The following is a 22,573-nucleotide window of genomic DNA, read 5'->3' on the forward strand; positions in this document are numbered from 1 at the left end:
TCTTACGATAAGTGGGTTTAATAGGCGGAGCACCTAACATCGGTAGTCAATGAAAGGAGACTCATGTTCTCGTCGTAAGGGGCGTAGCGAACGGAGCCATTGCCTAACACTATTTCTGCTTTATTGAACAGCCCCTTCATGTTTTTTTACTCATTATTACCTTGCATTGCAGCAACTTCTTCTTGATGATTGTCGATCCATTCTCGTGCTACTTCCTCAGCATCTCTTCCTTCGTCTTCAATTTGCACGATCATTTCTTCAATATCAGTTACATCCATGCTCCAGTTACTTAAGAATTCATAAACCTCCGGTGCTCGCTCTTTAAGCTCATTGTTTGTGATAACATGTACTTCTGAAGTTTGAAAATATTCACCAGGGCTCTCAAGGACTTTAAGATCATAATTAGCGAACATTGGATGCGGACGCCAACCTAAGAAAAGTACAGGTTCGTTATTTGACATTAATCGCTGAGCTTGCGCAAGCATACCACCCTCACTTGAGGCTACATATTCAAGATCAAGCCCTACTTCGTCAATCATTTCACGTGAAGTCACCGTCATTCCCGCGCCTTCTTCAATTCCGTATATTTTCCCACCAAATTGGTCTTCTTTTCCTTTAAGGTCCTCGACTGAATCAATGCCTTCTACATAGGTCGGTATGACCCAACCTAACTCACCTTCGGAATAACTAACTGCTGTATCATCTAACGTATCTCCATACTTCTCCATATAATTTGCATGCATGACTGGTAACCAGGCATCCATAAATACATCTAAGTCCCCTCTAGACATACCTGTATACACACCACCAGCATCGGCATTGGTTTCATTCACTGTGTATCCCATATCTTCAATAATAAGTCTTGCTACTTTTGTTGGTGGAATCGTACTTGTCCAAGGGGTTACACCGAAACGAATCGTAACATCTTTATTTTCACCGCCAGTTTCTGCAGGAGGCGTGTCACCACCACCTTGATCATTCGCTCCGCATCCTGCTAACAGCATAAAAACAAGTAGAAAAAAAATACTTACTTTCATTTTCTTCATCTAATATTCCTCCTTAAGCTTTGTTCATCGTTCCTAAACCTTGCGTAATCCGATCGAGAATAATCGCTAGTACGACAATTCCGAGTCCCCCTACGAGACCTAACCCTACATTAACACTGGAAATACCAGCTAGTACTGTTGAACCTAATCCTGGCGCCCCAATCATTGAAGCGATAACGGCCATCGAGAGGGCGAGCATAATCGTCTGATTGATTCCAGCCATAATAGTCGGAACAGCAACCGGTAATTGGACCTTCGTTAACATCTGCCATGGGGTAGAACCAAAGGCCTTTGCAGCCTCAACCATATCTGTCGGAACTTGCCTTATCCCAAGACTTGTCATCCTTACTGCAGGTGGTGTAGCAAAAACAAACGTAGATATAACCGCCGGCACCTCACCTAATCCAAAAAGAAGGATAGCCGGAATTAAATAAACAAAGCTAGGTAGCGTCTGCATAAAGTCTAGAATCGGCCTAACAATTTTATTTAAGACATTAGAATTTGCTGTTAAAATCCCGAGTGGTACACCAATGACAATTGAAAAAATAGTGGCTACGACGACAACTGCAAGTGTTAGCATCGCATCATTCCACAAATTTACGGACCCTAAATAGAGAGAACCAATTAGTGTAAAGATGGCAATCCCCTTACCTGCAAACCGCCAAGATAAAATGACGAAAATTAACGCCATGAGTTCCGCTGGGATAAAAATAAAAAGGTCGGCAACACCATTTATAAAGAAATAAATAACACGACTAATCGCATCAAAAAAACCACCAAGCACAGGAATTAACCAACTATAAACAAAATCATTCGTCCAATCCTCTAACGGTAATCTAAAGTAATTCATTATTCACCTCATTCTGGCCTTTACCTAAAACAAGACCTGATAAGATTGATACCCTCACGATGATACCTAGAAGCTTATTTTCTTCCACAACTGCAATTGGAAACTTTGACTCTGCCGCCACTCCTATAAGCTCACTAAGAGGGGTATCGGGCTGAGTTGTGTGAAAATCACGGATTAACACATCCTCTACCCACGTATTCTCTTTAAAAGCTTGAATTGCCGCATCAATCGTCAGAATCCCTTTCAAATTCTTTTCTTTATCAACGACAAAGATACTCGACAATCCAGCTTCCTCCATTTTCTTCACTGCAACCCGAGGGCCATCTCTCCACGTTGTAATGACGTCAGGTTTCTTCATAATATGGGAAGCTAACAATACCTTTGAGCGGTCGACGTCCTCTACAAAGTTATAGACATACTCATTGGCTGGATTTTCCAATATTTCTTCAGCTGAGCCAATTTGTACAATCGAACCATTTTTCATAATAGCAATCCGATCTCCTAGTTTCAGCGCTTCATCAAGGTCGTGGGTAATAAATAAAATCGTTTTGCCTAATTTATTTTGGAGATGCAATAATTCATCTTGCATTTCCTTACGAATAAGTGGATCTAACGCACTAAATGCTTCATCCATGAGAAGAATATCTGAGTCATTTGCAAGGGCTCGGGCAAGACCTACCCTTTGCTGCATACCCCCACTCAATTGGTCAGGGTAGCTTGATTCATACCCCTTCAGGCCTACATCATGGATCGACTTAATCGCTTTCTCCTCCCGTTCCTTCTTTGGTACACCTTGAACTTCTAGTCCGTATTCGACATTTTCTTGAACGGTACGGTGAGGTAATAGTGCGAATTTCTGAAAAACCATCGCTAATTTCTTACGTCGCGTCATCATTAAGTCTGTCTTATTCATTTTGGTGATGTCCTCTCCATCAATGAAGACTTCACCAGCTGTTGGTTCAATCAGACGATTAACGAGACGAATCAAAGTAGACTTCCCACTCCCAGATAAGCCCATGATCACAAAGAACTCACCTGCTTCCACCTCAAATGAAGCCTTGTTCACACCAACTGTCATACCCGTTTCCTCTAAAATTTGCTCCTTGCTTAAGCCGTTATTTAATTTTTTTAACCCTTCTTTTGGATTATGCCCAAATACCTTTGAGAGATTATTCACTTTTATTTTGCTCATAAAGCATTACTCCTTTGATGAATACTCTGTCATAATTTTTTTCATATTAAATCTCTTTCGGGCGCATTGTCTTATTCATCAATCTGATTCCAGGTCTTTCCGTCGACCGAGTTACGTACGACGTAACTCTCAACAATACTTAAAGTAGGGTTTCCCTTTCTTGTCTCCGAAGTAACATCTAAATCGGTATTTGTAACATCATTTAAAATTGCAGGATTATCCGTTTCTGCTAAAATGGATTCCATTTGAGCATCTACATTTTTCTTTCCACGAAACCTCATCAAACACACTCCTCTATACAAATCATTATTTTTTATTTTGTACTAAAACCAACTTTTGATTCATTTCAGTATTATCTGAGAAAAAAATCAGCATTTTTGTTCGCGCTTTAGGCATAAAAAAGACACCCTTCAGTGCCCTCTGCTTTTCCCTTTTTAATGTCCTCGAAGCAATGTGAATGTGTGGAGCCATTGCTACTGAGGCACCTACAATTTCCTTAAAGAGATTATTTTCTAGTTTACTAAAATTCAAATTACGGTCTAGTGAACTATTTTTTGAAATATAATAAAATAATGTAATGATCACGTATCAACTTTTATCTTAAGGTTTATAATCAATATGTTCCCATAATAAACAAACATATACCTATTACTATTTTGGAAAATAAAGTTTGTGTTAGAATAGAAAGACAGCACTGTATCGTAAGAGTGGCAAGTTTCTATGTCCTGTTCGTTTACGGGAAGGAGAATATAATGAGGCAAGAGATAGTGATTCGAAATAACATAACGTTAAAAGGCAACGGTTCTCAAACCATCGTATTTGCACCAGGTTTCGGTTGTGACCAAAGTGTTTGGAAGTATATGACTCATGCCTTTGAAGATGATTATCAACTTGTTTTATTTGACTACGTTGGTTCAGGAAAGTCAGATTTGCAGGCTTATGATATGAACAAGTATCAAACCCTTGCAGGATACGCACAAGATGTACTTGATGTTTGTTCAGCTTTAGATCTTAAAGACACGATTTTCGTTGGCCATTCGGTTGGAAGTATGATTGGTATGCTGGCCTCCCTGAGGCATCCTGAGTATTTTTCTCACCTTATTATGATCGGTCCTTCCCCATGCTATTTGAATGACCCTCCCGATTATTATGGGGGATTTGAGAAGGAACAGCTACTAGGTTTAATTGATATGATGGAAAAGAATTATATCGGTTGGGCAACCGTCTTTGCTGAAACGGTGATGAATAACCCTAATCGACCGGAGCTCAAACAAGAGTTAGAGGAGCGTTTTTGTTCTACTGATCCGATCATTGCCCGTCAATTTGCGGAGGCTGCCTTTTTTGCTGATAACCGCAAAGATTTGCAAAATGTAACCGTGCCTTCACTGATTCTGCAATGCTCTGAAGACGTTATTGCATCATCCGAAGTTGGTAAATATATTCACCAACATCTTCCTAATAGTACGCTAGAACAGATGAGAGCAACAGGGCATTGCCCACATATGAGCCATCCTGATGAAACAGTTCGTTTAATCCGTCATTATCTGAAAAATGCTTCTGTATAAAGTGTACAGAAAGATTGAGGTGATTGCCTTTAATGGATGAACAATTGAATTTTGCACCTTGTGGCTATCTTACCCTATCAGAAGATGGCACTCTTTTAACTATGAATGATACCCTGCTCAAGGTGATTGGATATAAACTCGCTCATATAAAGGGAAATCACATAAATACAATTTTGACCGTACCTGCTCAACTTTTTTATCAGCTTTATTTTGTTCCACTTTTAAAAATGGAGCAGCAAGTTGAAGAAATGCAACTCTCGTTAAAGTCTAGTGCAGAAGAAGAAATACCAGTTATGATAAATGCCATCCTAAGGGAAAGAAAGGAACAATCGATAATCGAATGTATCGTCATTCCGATACGTAAGAGGAGTGAGTACGAAAATGAACTACTCATTGCCAAGAAAGAGGCTGAGGCCGCTTTAATGGCTAAGCACAAAGCCAATGCAAAGTTAGAGGTTACCTTCAAAGACCTGAAGGAAAAACAAAAAGAGCTCCTTGAACTAAATAAGCAAAATCAAAAATATAAAATCGATACAGAAAAAGAGCTAGAGCTTGCTAGAAAAATACAAGAAACGTCGTTAACTGATCCTATCATTAACGACCAAATTCACATCGAATCATTCTATAAAGCTTCACGTGAGCTATCTGGAGATATTTACGGGTTTTATCAAATAGATGAGCATCGATACGGCATTATTATTCTTGATGTAATGGGACATGGTATTTCCTCTGCATTAATTACGATGTCTCTTCACTCTTTGTTTCAAAAATTAGTCTCTAAAGGGGTTAAAACAGAGATTGTGATGAAGGAATTGGATAACCATCTTCACGGTTTATTCCAAAATAACGAAGAAGCAAGGCATTATTGTACAGCGATCTATCTTTTAATTGATACCGCTCAACAAAAAATTGATTATATTAATGCTGGCCATCCTCCCGCTTTATGGCAGGATCCTGATGGGAATCAACATGAAATACGTTCTACTACTCTACCCATTGGAACATTTGAAGGAATTACGTTTAAAACAAAATCCTTTACATATAAAAGAGGAAGTAGGCTACTCCTTTATACGGATGGTGTAACGGATCCACTTGGTTCAAACCATTTATGTGCGTTATTATCTGAAAACCAATTTAGCCCTATCGCAGATCTAAAAGAAAGCATTATTCAATCACTTAATGATAACGAAAATTTTTATCATAAAAGTGATGACCAATGCTTCATTCTCGTTAATTTAATATAATTTGTTATTTCATCCCCGATAGCTTAGCTTATTGGGGATTTTATTTGTTCTAGAACTGAATAAAACGAGAAAAAACAGTAAAAATTAATATAACCTATTTTTAGTTGTAGGAAGTGTTTGCATATGACTACCACAAATGTTTTTATTCGAATTAGAAACAGCTTTTGGTACCTTCCTTCTTTATATGGATTCATTGCAGCTGTTTTAGCGATTATAAGTGCACAGCTTAATGCTTATATAACAAGTCAAGAGTCAATTTATGTACTCCTCCCACAGGTCCTTTTTACTGATATCCATCTTGCTCAAACGATTTTAAGCTCGATATCAGCTTCATTACTGACAATGACAACGATCACCTTTTCTACGATTCTTGTTGTGCTAACAACGTATTTATCTGAATTTTCGCCTAGGACATTACAAAATTTCATAACGGACCACAGTACTCAACGAGTTCTAGGAATTTTTGTTGGTGGTTTTATTTATTCCGTTCTTTTGCTACTTCTGTTACGAGAAACAGAAACTACAACGACCTTTATCGTCCCAGCAATCGCTATCTTTATTTCAATTACCTGTCTCATTGTCTTTGTATTCTTTATTCATCATGTGACGAGTTGGATTCAGGTTAGTAACTTAATTCATACAATTACATTAGCCACGATTGAGCGAATTAATCAAAATTTTAAAGATGCCAGTGACGTACATGAGGATGCCCCGTGGGAAGATTGGGAAAGTGAAGAAATTAAACAAATTACGCCAAAACAATTTACGCTAGACAATGCCGGATATATTCAATACATCGATATTCAAGGCTTAGTGGATGAGGCAGTGAAGGAGGACTGTATCATTCGTATCGAAAAACAAGTGAATGATTATGTTGATCATGAAACTCCATTATTATCAATTTGGACACTCGACCATCACAAGGTAGACACAAATTTTAAAAGGTTCTTCATCATCGGTTCGGAGCAAGCCGCCGTCAATGACATTGAATTTGGCTTAACCAAAATCGTTGAAATAGGACTTCGCGCATTATCATCTGGTGTCAATGACCCTAATACCGCGATTAATTGTATTGAAAATCTAGGGAAAATCTTAACGAAATTAGGTCGTAAACATTTACCAACACCGTACTATAACGATGCTGCCCGTAATCTTAGAGTGATTTACGATCAGCCTGATTTCTCCGATTATTTATATCAATGCTTCTTTCAATTTCGTCAATATGGATTCTCTGATCTTTCAGTTCTGTCAGCTGGAATAAAAGCATTAACCTTGATTGCCGAAAGTAATTCCAAACAAATAAAGGAAACGGTTTGGGAATTTACAGAGTATATAATGGAGGGGCTCGACCAATCCTCTCTCCTTTCATTAGATAAGCGCTATATTAATAAACAGCTGCAAGCACTCGCAAACGCAACCGAGCACCGAAAGGATTTCGAAGCAATTTAAACTTTTGGAGAACCCCCTTCTTTTTTCATCGTAGCTTCGGCGCAGAACGACACTTTTTTAAACGTTCTGGGTCGTTGATTAATGATTAACGGCCATTCGCCCAAGGGGACCATCTTCATCAATAATATCCTCAAGATCATAGACCGATATCGGAAACATCGGAAAACCATAAACATATGGTGTGATTTCATATAGTTGAAAGTAGAGAACAAGCGTTTTATCCGCAATATAAAAATCTTGATCGGGCCGAATCACCGTGAAATCTTCAAGCAATGGAATATCACGCTTTTTAATTTGTTCATCAATCAATGTTGAAAGCCTTGTAACATAATCACTTCCAGGCTTAAATAAATCTTTAAGCTCACTTTGCTTCGCCTTTTCCAGATCAAACGTTAAGGAGCGGATATAGGTCATTCCGTGAGCAGCCTGGTGATGGTACGTATAATTGGAGAGCGATAAGCTCAGAATTCGACGTTGATTGTTTTTCACTTCATATTGCCCGAGCATTTCTTCCACTGTTGAAGGCATACCACCAATTTGTTGATTAATAAGCTGCTGAGTTTGTTGTGCAATGGTTCTATTGATAAAGCCTTCCAACTGTCGATTTTGCATCATGACTTGAGGATAATAGACGGTTTTATCCGGTCCGCCGCTAATTTTAACCGTTTTAATACTAACTGGAAAGGTATTGAGCATCATGTAATCGTTCCTCCGATTTTTATTACCTAATGTATTCAATCAAACAGTAAAATGTGTGCGAAAGACTAATTAAAGTAGAAAGAGGAATACTGCTTTTTCAACAGTACTCCTCTATTTGACGCATTATTCTTCATATCTCTACAAATTCAAATGGCGGATTTATGTCCTATTAATAAGCATCTCTAAAATCTGCACCAATTTAGCTTGTTAATCTCAAGTCAGATTTCCGGACACAGAATAAATAACTAGTACTCCTTCAACTTACTCAACTCTTTTTTCCGCTTGCACACCTTAGATATATTTCGTCGTAACCGAGGTCAATCTAACGTAATTACTTTATTCTCACCAGTTGTAAAACTTCGCCTATGCTGAAATCTCCGGGCTGCTACCCACAAAGAAACACCCCAAATCACAAATAAACTATACCAAAACAGCCCCCATCCGATGGCACGGAGATCTGAATCCTGAAGAACAAATTCAGGTGCAGACAACACTCGACCGATGGCCAAGAAAAATCGCAGGTAAACAAACCCAAGTCCCCACGTAATCAGCCCCACAGCAGCAATCCAAGCGGGAATAAGCAATAACATACGAGGAATACGCTGACCCCAAGAATGGACGAAAGCTAGCGCAAACAGCGCAGCACCCATACTGACCATTCCCATAAGCCAGTATGCAATAAACTGAGAAACCGGATCGTCGGGAGCCGCATTATAATCTCCTGGAAATGCGACTGAGATCCCAAGACCCCACCAGAAATGAGGCAACGCATACAGAAGCCCTGCAGCACAGGCTGTATAAGCAGCCACCATTAAATAAACATCCTTCTTCTTATTCATAAACTACCTCCTTCAATTTCGAACTATTTGAGTTACTGAGCAGGGCATTTAAAAGGAAATATATATTTGAGCAAGAACAGAAGCATCTCATCGGGTAAACGATTTACTAACGATCCTGGCACGCTCCAACCGATGCCTCTTAATCAATTTTTTCAAAAATCTTAGACGTTTACAATATCACCATAGTCAAGCTGTCGATAACAAGGAAAGGAGAACCCTAGAGCAATGCTCCTTTCCCTTCAACTATATAGAACCGGAAGATGATTTAATGGGATACAGTGTGTTTTGAAATAGCGTCGATGATTGTTTCCCAATCGTCAACGTGAACTTCGTGCCCAGTACCCTCCAATGGAAGTAATATTGCTCCTGGAATTTTCTTAGCAAGTGCTATTCCGTGTTCAAAGGGGATAATAGGATCTTCCGTACCGTGTATAACTAGAGCTGGAACGTCTATTTCACTCGTCCTAACCAGATAGGATTCACCACCTATTAGCACTCCGTGATTGTTCATGCTGGCTAAATTGTTACTTCTATTTACTTCTTCTTTTGCTAAATTGTATATTCTATCCTCATCAAATTGATGCTTTGTACCTTTAAGAATTTTCCATTTACCAACAGAAAATTCAACAACCGATTCTTCATTCGTCCAGTCTATTGCTCCTGCATTGGAAAAATAGTCTATGACCTTTTGTTCCATCGGGGGAAGCTCCGGAGCGAAATTAGATGTTGAAATAAGCGTAATCTTTAACACTCTTTCGTGATGCCGCAGAGCTATGATTTGAGTAAGCATACCGCCCATTGATATGCCAACTATATGGGCCTGCTTTATTCCATACCCATCGAGGATTTGAATGGCATCATCGGCCATATCTTCAAAACTATATTCGGGATTGCCAAGTTCGTATGTTGTAGATAAACCGACATCTCGATTATCATAGCGAATTACAAAGTGTCCTTTGTCTGCTAGACGCCTACAAAATTCTTCTTCCCACCAAACCATTGATGCTTGAGCCCCCATAATCAATAAAATGGCTGGATTGTCCGGATTTCCGAAGCTTTCGGTACATATTACGATTCCATTAAACTTTATTAGATGTTGATTCATTGAAACATTCTCCCCTCCTTACAAGTAAAAAAAGCACAGGCTAGCTGCCTATGCTTAAAGTAATCGAGAAATTGAAGTAATAAATGAACGTGATAATTGAATACCCGCTGATGGACTTACACATACCAAATAACGGTACATGTATCCAGTCATAGTCCTAACACCTAGTTGAATAATATGGGTTCATTTTCTTCTTAATTAGTACATACAAGACAAAGGTAGAGCTATCCTTACCTCAAATCGCATATGTCTAAATTGGGTTACCCTAAAGGCAAACCATTCTTCGATTACTATGCACACAACATAGCCTAACGTGCTATTCTGTTCATTGTGCAAAGAACTTTCGAAAAATTAGTTAGCCACACGTAACCCTCCATTCATATCAATTGAGTTTAGTTTACCATATAATTCCTTTTTGTCAACATTGATTGTTGTCTCTCTCCCAAATCAAGATCGGTGCAAAAATCGAACTGTAGATCAGATAAACAGCCTCTCCTTCGAATTGTCCTGACCCATTGTATTTAAATTAATAAGATTGCTGTATAAGAAGGTGCTTACTTATGCAATAGCTGAAAAGGTTTAACTATTTTTGGTCAATTTCAGGGAGTTTTTAGTTTTTCATTTGTAGATTATACTGTTTATTAAAAAAGAAAAGATAGCTAATTATGGTTCTAGCTATCTTTTCGGTAATTCTATATTTATTCTTTTAGGTCTTCAATTGAGTCAATATCCATGTATGCTGGTACGACTAATCCTAGCTTAGTTCCAGTAAGGTTTGGACCTAGGTCTTCAAACTTTCCTTCGTATTCAGCATAATAATCAGCGTGAGTTGTTGGCAACCATGCGCCTACCAATGCATCCCCACTTCCGCTTGCTACACCAGCCCACATTGGACCTGCATCAACCTGAACTAGATCTACTTCATATCCAACACTTTCTAGAACATTTTCAACGACATGTGAACTTGCGATTACGTCATCCCATGCTACATAAAGCATACTGAATTCTTCACCGTCAACCTCGTTAACCCCTTCAGTCCACGCACTAACTAGCTCTTCGTTTTCGCTTACCCATTGTGCTGCTGCGTCGGCTGGTTCATCGCCTTCTTGAATTAAATTCATTACTGTTTCGATATGTTCTGGCTCCCAGTTAAATTGATCAAGAAGCTTATACGCATCAGGATGATCTTCTTTTAATCCTAGACGTACAATCGTGTTAACATCTTCAGCTCCACCATAAAGTCCTTTTGGATCTTCTAAATATTTCAAGTCATAGCTCGCAAACTTCCAGTGTGGGCTCCAACCGGTTACAATGATCGGCTCCTCTTTGTCATATGCTTTTTTCAAAGCTGCTGCCATTGCAGCACTTGAACCTTCTACTACATCCCAGTCATCTAGTCCATATTCTGGGATAATTTGATTGATTGTCAAGTTCATTAATCCTGCACCAGGATCAATTCCTATAATTTTGTAATCAACCTGTTCACCTACAGATGTAGTTGAACTTTCTGATTCTGATGAGCTTGATCCACCTGTTTCAGTTCCTCCGCATGCAGCTAACCCCAAAGTTAGTGCTAGTGCTGATGTAATTCCTACTAATTTTTTTAACATTACGCTGTTCCCCCTTGTTTTTTCTTACCTATATTTTGAGTGATGCGGTCTAGCAATATCGCAATGACGACTATTGCCAAACCAGCCTCAAACCCGACACCTGTTTTAATTTGCGTTACAGCACGATAAACCTCTGTACCTAGTCCAGGAGCCCCAACCATTGATGCTATTACGACCATTGATAAAGCTAGCATGATACTTTGATTAATCCCTGCCATAATCGTTGGCATGGCTAACGGAAGTTGCACCTTTAAAAGCCTTTGCTTGGTTGTAGAGCCAAATGCTTCTGTTGCCTCAATTAAATCTGCTGGTACCTGCTTAATTCCAAGTACAGTTAAACGAATGGTTGGTGGCATTGCAAAAATGACGGATGCAACAACCCCAGGTACCACCCCTATATTAAAGAAAAAGATTGCTGGCAATAAGTAAACAAAAGCTGGCATGGTTTGCATCAAATCAAGTATCGGTGTAACAACTTGTCTTACTCTTTCACTTTGTGATGCCCAAATACCAACTGGAATCCCAATTACGATGGAAATCAACACAGCCGTTAATACAAGAGCCAGTGTTTCTAACATGTGTCCCCAATAACCTAAATTATCAATAAGAAATAAACCTGCTAATGCAAATAAAGCTATTCTTATATTACAAACCTTCCAAGCTAGTAAACTCACTAGAATAATAAGTAGAATAGACGGTATAAAGCCTAAACCCGCAACGATTCCTTCAACAAAAAACTTAACCCCATTAGATATACCATCAAACATTCCGCCAAACGTATTTGTCATCCAATCAACTAAAACATCAATCCAATGAGCTAACGGAAGTTTCGGTAAAATTCCTTCCATTTTACTTCACCTCCTTAGCTAGTGGTGCTTCAGTTCCAGCAACCTCATTTATGTAGCGTTCATTACCCGAAAGAGCACCGATAACGGCACCTCTAATTAAAATTCCTTTTAATCGATTTTTTTCATCTGTTACCGCAACAGGAATTGATGCAGATGATACTTTATCGAATAAATCGAGTAATAAAGTGTCCGTTCCAACCACATTGATATCCTTTTCTAAGAAATTCTTTAATGGTTGATTTTCTTCAGCTGCTTTTGACGCATCTTTTGCAGTAATGACACCAAGAAGCGTCTGCTGTTTATCCACGACATAGATAGACGAAATCCCTAAGTCCTTCATTAATTTAAGAGCAACACGTGGTCCTTTATCAACTTGAACGGTCTCAGCACGCTTCATAACATGTTGCGCCGTAAGTACTTTCGAAAGATCAACGTCTTCTACGAACCTTTCAACATATTCATTGGAAGGACTCATTAATATTTCTTCAGGTGTTCCTATTTGTACGATGTTCCCATCCTTCATAAGGGCAATTCTGTCACCAATACGAAGAGCTTCATCTAAATCATGAGTAATAAAGACAATCGTTTTCTCCATAGTGGATTGTAATTCTAGCAACTCATCCTGCATATCTTTTCGAATTAACGGGTCTAATGCGCTAAAAGCTTCGTCCATTAAAAGAACATCAGGATCATTTGCCAGTGCTCTCGCTAATCCCACACGTTGCTGCATACCACCACTTAGTTGACTAGGGTATTGATTTTCATAACCCTTAAGTCCTACTAATTCTAATGATTCTATTGCCTTTTCACTTCTATCAGCCTTTTCAACACCTTGAATCTCTAAACCATACTCTGTGTTCTCAAGTACTGTCTTATGAGGAAACAATGCGAACTTTTGAAAGACCATACTAATTTTCTTTCTTCTTACTTCCCTTAATTCTTCCTTATTCATTTTTACTACATCTTTACCATCAATTTGAACTTGCCCTATTGTCGGTTCGATAAGACGATTAAGCAATCGAACTAAAGTGGATTTACCACTTCCGGATAAACCCATAATGACGAATATTTCACCTGACTTCACTTCAAATGATGCTTGGTTCACCCCAACGGTTGAACCCGTTTCCTTTAATATTTGTTCCTTTGATTTTCCTTCTCTGAGTAACTGTAAAGCCTTCTTTGATGATTTACCAAAAATCTTGGTAACATCACTGACCTTTATTTTTATATGGTTTTCTTCCATTATTTCACCTCATTTACTTTGTCGCTTAGGACTTTCTTAATTATGACTGAGGAATTAGTTTAGTTCAAACAGTGTATTCTATTCTTATTGTTTATATAATACGTACAGAAATAACTGTACGTAACGGACGAATACTTTACTTATAAATACTCCTTTAAACTCCTTTATCCGCTGTAAAGGAGAGCTTTACATTTGTTTAAGCAATATGTAGTCTAGGATTTAAATATTATTAAATATTTAGGATGTGAAACAAGTTGAAAGACAATGATATATTAAAAAGAACCAGGATGATGGTTATAGATGCTCTTGCTCAAAATATGAATCTTTATGGAATAACCCCCTCTGCTGGGCGGTTATACGGCCTGCTTTTTTTTTCAAATAAACCACTTACACTTGATGAAATGAAAGAAGAGCTCGGGATGAGTAAAACAAGTATGAGTGTTTCGGTTAGATGCTTGCTTGATTTAAATATGGTGGAAAAGGTTTGGATAAAGGGTGAAAGGAAGGACTTATATATAATTAAAGAAGATTGGTATCAGTGCTTTTTTGATTACTTCACAATTAAATGGCGTACAGCCATTACGATGAATAGCAGCACGATGGAAAAATCCCTGACCAAATTACAGGAACTTATTGATGACCCGAAGACTTCAGAAGAAACCCGTGAGAATGCCCTAATAGATATTAAAAAGCTAGAAGAAAGGCTTAATTATTACGATTGGCAAAACAGCCTTATCGACAGCTTTGAAACTAAGGAAATTCTAAACTTTATTAAAAAGAAGAAAGATTAGCAAGAATAGGAAGAAGTGAGTAGTAGGAACGTTACGTCCCGACCTCTAAGTCAAGTAGCCAATGGAAGTTTCAAGGAAAGAGTCACAACTAGCTTATTATGCTAGTTGTGACTCTTTTCTGTTTTTGTAAACTAACTATTCATGGGGAATTTCATTAGATGTATTCATCATCTCGTCTCTAGGTGTTCGCTTAACTAAATAATGTATCTAAATATCTTTTTAGTTCATTTAGTTCTATTTTCGGCTTTACCATTACTTGTGGTAGGGTTCACCGCACAATATCAAAGCACATAGCATCCTTTGACCACAAATAAAGAAAAGCCACTCCCGACAATGGAGTGGCTTAATTACGAAAATCGATTTGCAGTTGCCCACTTTGTTACTACTTTTTCGAGTACATCAAGCCGCGGCAGGGAACGATACCAGTGTTATGCTTGATCCCCTGGCAAGCAACTTGGTAGAGCCGTTTCTTTTAATTTTGTCATGTTATTTTCCTCCTAAAATTTTATCGTTGCATTGTATCCTACAGTAAAGTCGTAATCACTCTTTTTCACAAACTTCGGTTCAAAGTCATATCGCATCGCTCTTACTTCTCCAGGTTTTAAAATTCCTAGACTTTCTGGCTTGAGATAAAAATCTGCTGTTGCGATGGTTTCCCCAGCTGTGCTAGTAATCGTGTAAGTCATATCAGCTAAATCTACCGCATCCACCTCAAACTCTGTGCCATTTCGTATGAAAATCATCGTATGTAATACGCCACCGTCCCCATATTGAGCTGCCAGTGGGATTACATCGATTACTCCCGCTTCAATGGTAGGATATTCTTCCATGGTGGAGTTTAACAGCTTCTTCGCTTCTGGACTTTTAAGCGGTTCCTGGTCCTCCAAAACCACTAAGTAGGCTTCAACTGGCTCATTCTTTGTGGAATTTTCAATTTTCTGCTGCAACTTTAAATTAGTGCTATCTGACGTTGTTGCCTCCCCATTACTACAAGCCGTTACAGCCAGTAAGCCAACAATAACGATAAAAAGATTAACGTATTTCTTCATGAAGTACTTCTCCCTTCAAAGTAAGTAAAGGACAAAAGCTGTCCTTTACCTGGCACGAAAAACTTAACGGAGCTTTGGCTTTTTGAAAAAGCTAGAAACTCCCTTTGATACATTGCTAACTGCTTTTTTCGCTATAGTTTTTACCATACTTACAATTTTTTTAGCATAATTGTAAGATTTAGTGGCTGTTTTCTTTACAGCACCTGACACTTTTTTGACAGAGCTACTTGTTTTTTGGGACACTGTTTTCTTGGCAGTTGACAGTGTCTTTTGTGCAGCATTTTTAACAGAAGACGTTGCTTTTTTAGCTGTGGTGATCGTTTTCTTGGCAGCATTTTTTGTAGAACTTACTGCTTTTTTTGCAGCGGTAACTGTTTTCTTCGCTGCATTTTTTGCAGAGCTTGTTGCCTTTTTTGCTGCCGTAATTGTTTTCTTAGCCGCATTTTTTACTGAGCTTATTACTTTTTTTGCTGCTGCTACTGTTTTCTTAGCAGTACTTTTTATGGAATTTGTTACCTTTTTGGCAGCGGTACTAATAGTCTTTTTAGCATTGGCTACAGTAAGAATTTTGTTGACATGACTAGCTTTTGATTAAATTTCACTTGAAAAAGCACCCTATAGCATGAATCCGCTTCTATTAAAACTAGATTGCCCACATTTTCTACTCCTTCTTTGAATAACTTTCAAAAAATCTTTTATTACTGTTTTAAGTTCTCACTTCTTTTCGAAAAGTCCAGTGCTTCTCAAATTGCTTGGAACTGATATCTTCTACATAAGTTCCTCTTTCCTCATAGAACTGAAAATGTGCAATAATTTCCTCGGTCTTATTTAACTGGGATTGGATCGCAGAGTTTACTTTTGTATCATGAATGGCACCTTTACTTCCCTTTATGATTTGATACATCAACTTGATTTCAGCTGAGAATTCTTTAAGGTCAATATCCTTTTCTATGTTGCTTACGTCTAAAATCAATTTCATCACATGAAATACTTCTTCATTTCTTAGTACTAGTAGGGTTCGTTGATTTATTAGTCGAAAGAAACGGTTAGCTATTTTTCTTATTTCTTCAATTTCTTCCACACCCATTGTTTTTTGCGCTTCAATTTCCTCCAATAAGGGAAAAAGCTCTCTCGAATGAGTGTCTGCTTCTATATTTGTTTGATGAGCAGCAACTAAAAAATCGTAAAAGGAAGAAAATCTTTCTTCATAATATTCCTTTGGTTTTTTGTAAAAAACTTTTAATACAGGTCTGACTCTTGCTATGATTTCTTCATATTTCTGTATTGCTGGATTAAAAAAGAAAGGATCCTCTAACCTCGAATTGGTAATATGCACCCTAGCTAAATAAATCATGGCAAGAGTGGAGTAAGCGAAGTAAATTCTTTTGGAAAGTTTCTCATCCTTTACAACCTTTAAATTCTCCTCCACAATCATGCAGTTTAATGTACTATAATCTCGAACTTTTCCGTACCATGTTTTCTTCACTGTTCCTACCAGTCGATATGACTTGTTTCCAAGGGTAAAGTTTGTTGACATGACTATCTTTTGATTAAATTTTTTTTGAAGTATGGCCCTATAGCTTGAATCCGCTTCTATTAAAACTGGAAAATCCATACTATCACTCCTCACGTTAATACTACAATAAATTTAAAAAGCTCTAGCATAACAGGCCCTAAAATAAATACTATCGTTGCCGGAAAGGCAAGTAACAAAAGAGGAAAAAATAACTTCATAGAAGCCTCTGCTGGTTAATGATAAAATGCCATAGGATCGATGGTATGACACTTTCACTTCTGGACATTATAATAGCAAAGAAGAATCCCCCTATAGAAAAACTGATTGCAACCGCAAAAGGAATCCCTATGGCAATATGGTGAAGGCCAAATGCGAGACTCGTTATTACAAGAGCGTAAAGCATAGATACCTGATGTGAGAGAATTTGAAATAATGTTCCCCTCCAGAGTAATTCCTCTAAGACAGCATTCACAAAGGAAAAAACAAACGCAAAAATCAGTAATTCCTTCATTCTTTCCCAGTCACCAAATATAAATAAGAGCAGGGTGAACACTAACACACTTCCAAATATGGAAAGTTGAAAGAAAAGACCTAGCTTAATAGAATGGAAACCATGTGTAATAAAAGGGAAGTAGATATTATTATCCCAATTGGGCTTTCTTCATCCTAAATTAATTGGCAGTTATTCAAGAAAACAAAGTATTCTGGAATTTTGTACTATGGCAAATTGACCAAAAGCTTTGTTTTTAAATATTCTTTTATTTCAAGTTCGTCAATTTGTTGATGACTTTCTTTTAAAACAACGAATGCAGCAGGGACTTGTCCCCATTTTATATCTGGCATAGGCAGCACAGCCGCTTCTTGACCCCCTTTGATTTTTAAGATATCCTTCGTCGTGAAAGGAACTTCTTTTAAAGAGGTAAAGGTATCCTTTGATTTTAATTTATTTGCATAGAAAGGCGAATCTTGTACTTTTTCGAGTAAAGCCCTCAAATCAATTTCACTTTTATTCTATAAATAAGTATCTATGTCTATCCCCTATCACCATTGGATTGATTTCCATACAATTCTAATAATTATCAATTATAACATTTAGTGTTAAATAATATAAATATAACAAGCTTTTAATAAACTCATATTTTTTAGGGATATTTTATTCTAAGTGGAAAATCTTTTAAAGAAAATCACACTTAACTCTTATTGATCAGGAAAACAGTGGAGAGAAGGTAGCCATTAATCAAGAAAATTTGGAAAAATATGATAGCTTATTTATTCAATCCTTTGGAGATATCCTCCCTAACCCAAGTAACCAAATATATTTTTTAACTGGAGCACTACATCCTAACGTTGTGGCTGAGGATATTTTTCAAATAGAAACATACCAGTTAATTTAGAAAAATACCCATGGATAACAACTCCGCTATTTAATGTTTTTAATAAAATACAACAATTGTGACATATTAGCTTAAAAATAAAAACAAACAAAAAAGAAGAAGGGAAATCAGCATCCGATGATTTCCCTTCTTACTTTTTATAGTGGTTTTTTTCTGTAAATAAAACTCTTTATTGAGGATAAAGTTTACCGTTACTTATGATACGGTTCTCGGTGGAAAATCTAAATAAGGTTTTAACTAAATTACTCATCAGAATTTTCTTCTTGCAACAGCCTTTCTTTCAATACTTCCAAATTCAGTATAAACATAATTACACAGGCTCCGACCTTGATAAATAAAGTAGTATTTCTATTAGATTAAACGACCGTTATGTGGACACCATTTTTTGTGAAGAATTGATTTACAAATGACGAATCTATAGAGCCTTCTTCAAGTTCTTCAGGAAAATATATTTTTGCAGATAATGGCTTCTCTTTTTCCTGGAGTACTTTTTCTGCTTGAATGACTGCTCCAAGTGCAGTGAGATGCGTTTGACCTAACGGGTCTGAAATGGTAACTATAATCCCCTTCTCGAAATTATCATGACCCATCCCTTTTGCTTCAATGACAATCTGATGTGTATCACCTTCTCCTGGATTGTATAACACGCTTTTGCGAAGTGATTTGAATGATTTTCCGCTGATTAGTTTCCATATACCTGTCGCAACTAAGAAACGTAGAGAATATGTGGAAAATTTATGATTAAATGCAATTCGTACATTGACTGAATCTGCATTTAATGTTTTTGGAAGCGTAAAATGATCAGGTGTATCTATCCTATAGCATTTTGTACTAAAGGAATTTGGAAATTTTACATGTACCGGATCAGTCAAGGGATAAACTTGACGCTGCAACCTATTTTCAGTAATCTCAAAAGGAACAGATAAACGATCCATATATTCAATTGAATTTGGACCCGCTTTGTCCTTAATTGAGTGAAGGATATTAATATTAACAAGATGGACATCTTTAAAGGAAGCTGTCGTTAACTTCGAAAATAACGCAGCTACGCCACCCATCCACCCTGAAGATAAGACCACTGGTGAATGCAGCTTCATTTTGTTCAACATGTGTATTGAATCCTTCATATGTTCTGTCCAACTTGTTATATCAATTATAGGGATACGCTTCTCGACTGCAGATCGTAACAAATAATGCTCGGGATCGTTGACAGCATTAATAATCAATGTCAAATCCCTTTTCACTTCCTTTAAAGGATCTTTTGAAAGATTATCTATCTTTATTGCATGAATTCTACTATCATTTTCAAATAAATCTTTTGCTTTCTCAGGATGACGTCCACCAATAAAAATTTCAAGATCATACTGCTGATCACCTAAAATTTCAGCAATTTGCCTTCCTACTACACCATAACCACCTACAATTAATACACTCTTTTTCATATTGATTCCCCCATTCAAGATAAAACGTTTATTCGTTTAAACTCTTAAACATAATAAACAAAACATAAAGAGACTTTAGTGTCTCTTCTAACTATTTTAAGCATCCTTCTTCTTCTATCAATTTAATGAGTTGTTTCATTAATGCAATCACATCATTAATTTCCAATCGATAAAACATTTCAGTACCTTTTTTTTGTACTTGGACTAATCCTGCTTGTTTTAGAATTTTTAAATGATGGGATATGTTTGGTCTAGACATTGGTATACTCTCTGCAATCATCGTTACATTTAAAGATTCATTCTCAATTAATAACACGATAATCTGCTGTCGTATAGGATCTCCCAACCCTTGAAAATAAGGACTCAACTGTTGGAATGTCTTAAGTGCACTGTGTTCTTCAGGTCCCTCTGTTAGTTCGTTCAAAAATTCCCACCTCAGTATTCTGTTTATATGTTTAAACGCATTATATTTTAGACGTGGATTAATTGCAACTGTTTTTTTACTTAAGCTGCTAAACGGTGGTTTACCAGCTATATAAAGATAGTCTTGACATTAAATAATTTTGGCGACATACATATACTTCAAATATTTTTATAAAGTTTCATCACATTTGCTTCATATAAGTTGCAATAACTTTTAGATTTGTCATGAAAGTATTGTGTTGGTGAGTTCTAGCATTATCAATATCTCTACGTTCTTCTAACGTCTGCAGACTATAACTAATGAGAATGGATTTCTTCTGCTTCTTGAAAAGTTAAGCCATCTTTAAACTTCTCTCTATTCTTGTTTAGCTTTACCTTTTTTAAAGGTCTAGTATCTTTTTCTTTTTGGTGTCATATTTTCAGAACAGGAATAACACCGCCTTTACTTATGGTAAGGTTCACCGTAATCTATCTAAGCACAAAGTGGATTTTGACCACAAAATATACATCAATCTATAAAAACAGAGCCACTCCTGACAATGGAGTGGCTTTGGATAGAACTTCTCGTTATTTGAACAATCGTTCTGAGTTTGCGAAGCAACTCTTCTGAATCTAATTATCCACCCGTTCGTTTCATCAATTCTTCAACGGCCCTATATCGGGAAGCCGGACCCGTCGATTCGCCACCTATAGCTTCATTCAGTGTTAGAAGAAAGCTAACGATAACAACGCAGATTAGTAGAGAAAGGGGATAAACTTTTTTGTCTTGTTTTGGTAGGCCCGAAATTCCTCCCCATATTTATTTTCGAGATGACGGTCAAGCATCGGAATATTATAAAATGCAAAAAAGCAAAACAAGAAAATCGGAATAACAAACGACCACGGATTCCAAGTCAACAGCGCTAGCGCAAGTACCCAGAGCAGGTCCCCAAAATAGTTAATGTGGGCGGAGTAGCGAAACAAGCCCCCTGTATAAACCTGACCTCTATTTTCAGGTTTTCGTTTCCAGTGAGCACGTAACCACTCGGAAACGGTGTTTAGAAACGATCCAACTACAAAAATGGCAATGAATAAAAGATCCCATCCATCTAGGGCTCTATTCGTGGGCAGACTTAATAGCGGGAACCCGACATAATAAAGCGAAAACGCTAGGGGGATGGTGAAGACTTCCACCCAAGGCATCGCTCTTCTCAAGAAGATAAAGATTGTGGCGAACATCCTTAAATATACAAGGACAATTAGAATAAATAGGAGTATGTTTCGCTCTTGATTACCCGATGGCAGACTCCAGTATAACAACTCGTTGAGTGTTTCCGTTCCTTTGAAGAGAAGTAACCACCCAGACAAACATAGAACTATCGTTTCTAGTGCAATAAGTGTAAAGCGTGGCAGCCAGTATCCAGTATTTCGATTATAGATCGACACCATGAGCCTCCTCCAATTTTGAACTATCCAATAAAATATTTCATAATTTAATGATACACCGTCCTTTTTGTTCGTACAAGATATTTTTGAAATATATCCTTGCAATATTTCAAAGATATCTTATGATAAAGATGAGGTGGACAATATGGATGGATTTATTCGGCGTACCGAGCAGAAAAAGACGAAGATTCTAGAGGTCGCCAAAAAAAAGTTACTGAATGAGACCTTTAAAACTTCCACTATTCAGGAAATCGCCAAGGAAGCGATTGTTTCACAAGTGTCGATATACAATTATTTCGGTAGTAAAGACATTTTGCTGTTTGAAGCGGTAAGTAGTATTCTAGACGGAAAGTTGGCGCGATATTACACTCTCTTAATTGAAGATATGGACTATCCAAAGCTCGTGAGTACCATCATGTCCGAAGAAATTGCACTCGTAAAGAAGCTGAATGTATGGATGAAGCAAGCGGTTAATGTTTATCAGATCAATGAACAAATAAAGGAATATCAGGATACCAGGCTTGCTCCCTTTCTAGTCGCTTTAATAAACAAGGGGATTGAGGAAGGATTTGTATCACAGGATTTAACAGAACGAGAAATTCTTTTTTACTTTCGTATGTATCAGCAAGCTATGGCGCAATCTCATGAGGAGCAAAACCCTTTGCTTCACGTCATTTCCGAAGAGAGGCTCATTCAATTTTTCTTTTATGGTTTGTGGGGAAAGTAGATAGATCTAGGCCATTCCTTATTGAAATGGCCTTATTGATTATTTATGGTTTCGCAATCCTTAGGCGGACTGGAAAAGCCTATTATATCCAGAACTGCTCTAATGAACTGAAAGTC

At 37.4% G+C, this 22,573-nt stretch carries 23 protein-coding genes; 6 read left to right on the forward strand and 17 right to left on the reverse strand.

Annotated features, from left to right (window positions below):
- Positions 1-146: 146 nt before the first annotated feature.
- From B1R93_RS13955 to B1R93_RS13970, 4 genes are all read right to left on the reverse strand, one after another.
- On the reverse strand, positions 147-1,046 hold the full coding sequence (locus B1R93_RS13955) for a glycine betaine ABC transporter substrate-binding protein (RefSeq protein ID WP_088104553.1): 900 nt from the start codon (positions 1,044-1,046) through the stop codon (positions 147-149).
- Between the two features lie 13 nt (positions 1,047-1,059).
- Positions 1,060-1,896, reverse strand: a complete 837-nt coding sequence (locus B1R93_RS13960; protein ID WP_088104554.1) for an ABC transporter permease — start codon at positions 1,894-1,896, stop codon at positions 1,060-1,062.
- Entirely contained in the window at positions 1,883-3,088 is a 1,206-nt protein-coding gene (locus tag B1R93_RS13965; RefSeq protein WP_088104555.1) for a quaternary amine ABC transporter ATP-binding protein, read from the reverse strand. The genes B1R93_RS13960 and B1R93_RS13965 overlap by 14 nt, the downstream gene beginning before the upstream one ends.
- Before the next feature lie 71 nt (positions 3,089-3,159).
- Positions 3,160-3,369 carry a hypothetical protein gene (locus B1R93_RS13970; RefSeq protein WP_088104556.1) on the reverse strand — a complete coding sequence of 70 codons (210 nt, stop codon included), beginning with the start codon at positions 3,367-3,369 and terminating at the stop codon, positions 3,160-3,162.
- 471 nt (positions 3,370-3,840) lie between these two features.
- Here B1R93_RS13970 and B1R93_RS13975 point away from each other — a divergent pair, with 471 nt between their 5' ends.
- The 3 genes from B1R93_RS13975 (at position 3,841) to B1R93_RS13985 (ending at position 7,346) form a co-directional block, all read left to right on the forward strand.
- A complete protein-coding gene (locus tag B1R93_RS13975; protein WP_088104557.1) occupies positions 3,841-4,653 on the forward strand; it encodes an alpha/beta fold hydrolase in 813 nt (270 codons plus the stop codon).
- A 32-nt stretch (positions 4,654-4,685) separates the two neighbouring features.
- Positions 4,686-5,897, forward strand: a complete 1,212-nt coding sequence (locus B1R93_RS13980; protein WP_088104558.1) for a SpoIIE family protein phosphatase — start codon at positions 4,686-4,688, stop codon at positions 5,895-5,897.
- Positions 5,898-6,020: 123 nt separating this feature from the next.
- Positions 6,021-7,346: a DUF2254 domain-containing protein gene (locus B1R93_RS13985; RefSeq protein ID WP_088104559.1), complete on the forward strand. Its 1,326-nt coding sequence runs from the start codon at positions 6,021-6,023 to the stop codon at positions 7,344-7,346.
- Between the two features lie 78 nt (positions 7,347-7,424).
- Here B1R93_RS13985 and B1R93_RS13990 read toward each other — a convergent pair whose 3' ends face one another.
- The 6 genes from B1R93_RS13990 to B1R93_RS14015 form a co-directional block, all read right to left on the reverse strand.
- Positions 7,425-8,042: a DUF3298 and DUF4163 domain-containing protein gene (locus B1R93_RS13990; protein WP_207634166.1), complete on the reverse strand. Its 618-nt coding sequence runs from the start codon at positions 8,040-8,042 to the stop codon at positions 7,425-7,427.
- A gap of 320 nt (positions 8,043-8,362) precedes the next feature.
- Positions 8,363-8,884 (reverse strand): DUF3995 domain-containing protein, encoded by a 522-nt coding sequence (locus tag B1R93_RS13995; RefSeq protein WP_088104561.1) that lies wholly within the window; start codon positions 8,882-8,884, stop codon positions 8,363-8,365.
- A 265-nt stretch (positions 8,885-9,149) separates the two neighbouring features.
- Entirely contained in the window at positions 9,150-9,989 is an 840-nt protein-coding gene (gene mle, locus B1R93_RS14000; RefSeq protein ID WP_088104562.1) for an alpha/beta fold macrolide esterase, read from the reverse strand.
- A 698-nt stretch (positions 9,990-10,687) separates the two neighbouring features.
- Positions 10,688-11,599 carry a glycine betaine ABC transporter substrate-binding protein gene (locus B1R93_RS14005; RefSeq protein ID WP_088104563.1) on the reverse strand — a complete coding sequence of 304 codons (912 nt, stop codon included), beginning with the start codon at positions 11,597-11,599 and terminating at the stop codon, positions 10,688-10,690.
- On the reverse strand, positions 11,599-12,447 hold the full coding sequence (locus B1R93_RS14010) for an ABC transporter permease (RefSeq protein ID WP_088104564.1): 849 nt from the start codon (positions 12,445-12,447) through the stop codon (positions 11,599-11,601). The genes B1R93_RS14005 and B1R93_RS14010 overlap by 1 nt, the downstream gene beginning before the upstream one ends.
- A gap of 1 nt (position 12,448) precedes the next feature.
- Positions 12,449-13,690, reverse strand: a complete 1,242-nt coding sequence (locus B1R93_RS14015) for a quaternary amine ABC transporter ATP-binding protein (RefSeq protein ID WP_088104565.1) — start codon at positions 13,688-13,690, stop codon at positions 12,449-12,451.
- 254 nt (positions 13,691-13,944) lie between these two features.
- On the opposite strand from B1R93_RS14015, the gene B1R93_RS14020 reads away from it, so the two are divergent.
- Entirely contained in the window at positions 13,945-14,481 is a 537-nt protein-coding gene (locus B1R93_RS14020; RefSeq protein ID WP_245308283.1) for a GbsR/MarR family transcriptional regulator, read from the forward strand.
- A gap of 497 nt (positions 14,482-14,978) precedes the next feature.
- Here B1R93_RS14020 and B1R93_RS14025 read toward each other — a convergent pair whose 3' ends face one another.
- A complete protein-coding gene (locus B1R93_RS14025) occupies positions 14,979-15,530 on the reverse strand; it encodes an SLAP domain-containing protein (protein WP_088104566.1) in 552 nt (183 codons plus the stop codon).
- 250 nt (positions 15,531-15,780) lie between these two features.
- On the opposite strand from B1R93_RS14025, the gene B1R93_RS14030 reads away from it, so the two are divergent.
- Entirely contained in the window at positions 15,781-16,110 is a 330-nt protein-coding gene (locus B1R93_RS14030) for a hypothetical protein (protein ID WP_088104567.1), read from the forward strand.
- A 126-nt stretch (positions 16,111-16,236) separates the two neighbouring features.
- Here B1R93_RS14030 and B1R93_RS14035 read toward each other — a convergent pair whose 3' ends face one another.
- The 6 genes from B1R93_RS14035 to B1R93_RS14060 form a co-directional block, all read right to left on the reverse strand.
- Positions 16,237-17,145 carry a hypothetical protein gene (locus tag B1R93_RS14035; protein WP_088104568.1) on the reverse strand — a complete coding sequence of 303 codons (909 nt, stop codon included), beginning with the start codon at positions 17,143-17,145 and terminating at the stop codon, positions 16,237-16,239.
- Between the two features lie 115 nt (positions 17,146-17,260).
- On the reverse strand, positions 17,261-17,557 hold the full coding sequence (locus B1R93_RS23965; protein ID WP_425348961.1) for a CPBP family intramembrane glutamic endopeptidase: 297 nt from the start codon (positions 17,555-17,557) through the stop codon (positions 17,261-17,263).
- Between the two features lie 206 nt (positions 17,558-17,763).
- A complete protein-coding gene (locus tag B1R93_RS14045) occupies positions 17,764-18,039 on the reverse strand; it encodes an AMP-binding enzyme (protein ID WP_088104570.1) in 276 nt (91 codons plus the stop codon).
- Between the two features lie 757 nt (positions 18,040-18,796).
- A complete protein-coding gene (locus tag B1R93_RS14050) occupies positions 18,797-19,882 on the reverse strand; it encodes a saccharopine dehydrogenase NADP-binding domain-containing protein (RefSeq protein WP_088104571.1) in 1,086 nt (361 codons plus the stop codon).
- A gap of 91 nt (positions 19,883-19,973) precedes the next feature.
- Positions 19,974-20,306 carry an ArsR/SmtB family transcription factor gene (locus B1R93_RS14055; RefSeq protein ID WP_088104572.1) on the reverse strand — a complete coding sequence of 111 codons (333 nt, stop codon included), beginning with the start codon at positions 20,304-20,306 and terminating at the stop codon, positions 19,974-19,976.
- A gap of 734 nt (positions 20,307-21,040) precedes the next feature.
- A complete protein-coding gene (locus tag B1R93_RS14060) occupies positions 21,041-21,733 on the reverse strand; it encodes a DUF1295 domain-containing protein (RefSeq protein ID WP_088104573.1) in 693 nt (230 codons plus the stop codon).
- Between the two features lie 142 nt (positions 21,734-21,875).
- Here B1R93_RS14060 and B1R93_RS14065 point away from each other — a divergent pair, with 142 nt between their 5' ends.
- Positions 21,876-22,457, forward strand: coding sequence for a TetR/AcrR family transcriptional regulator (locus tag B1R93_RS14065; protein ID WP_088104574.1), 582 nt, complete (start codon positions 21,876-21,878; stop codon positions 22,455-22,457).
- The last annotated feature ends 116 nt before the right edge of the window (positions 22,458-22,573 follow it).

This window comes from Halalkalibacter urbisdiaboli, assembly GCF_002156385.1.
In the GTDB taxonomy this organism is placed as follows: domain Bacteria; phylum Bacillota; class Bacilli; order Bacillales; family Bacillaceae_D; genus Halalkalibacter_A; species Halalkalibacter_A urbisdiaboli.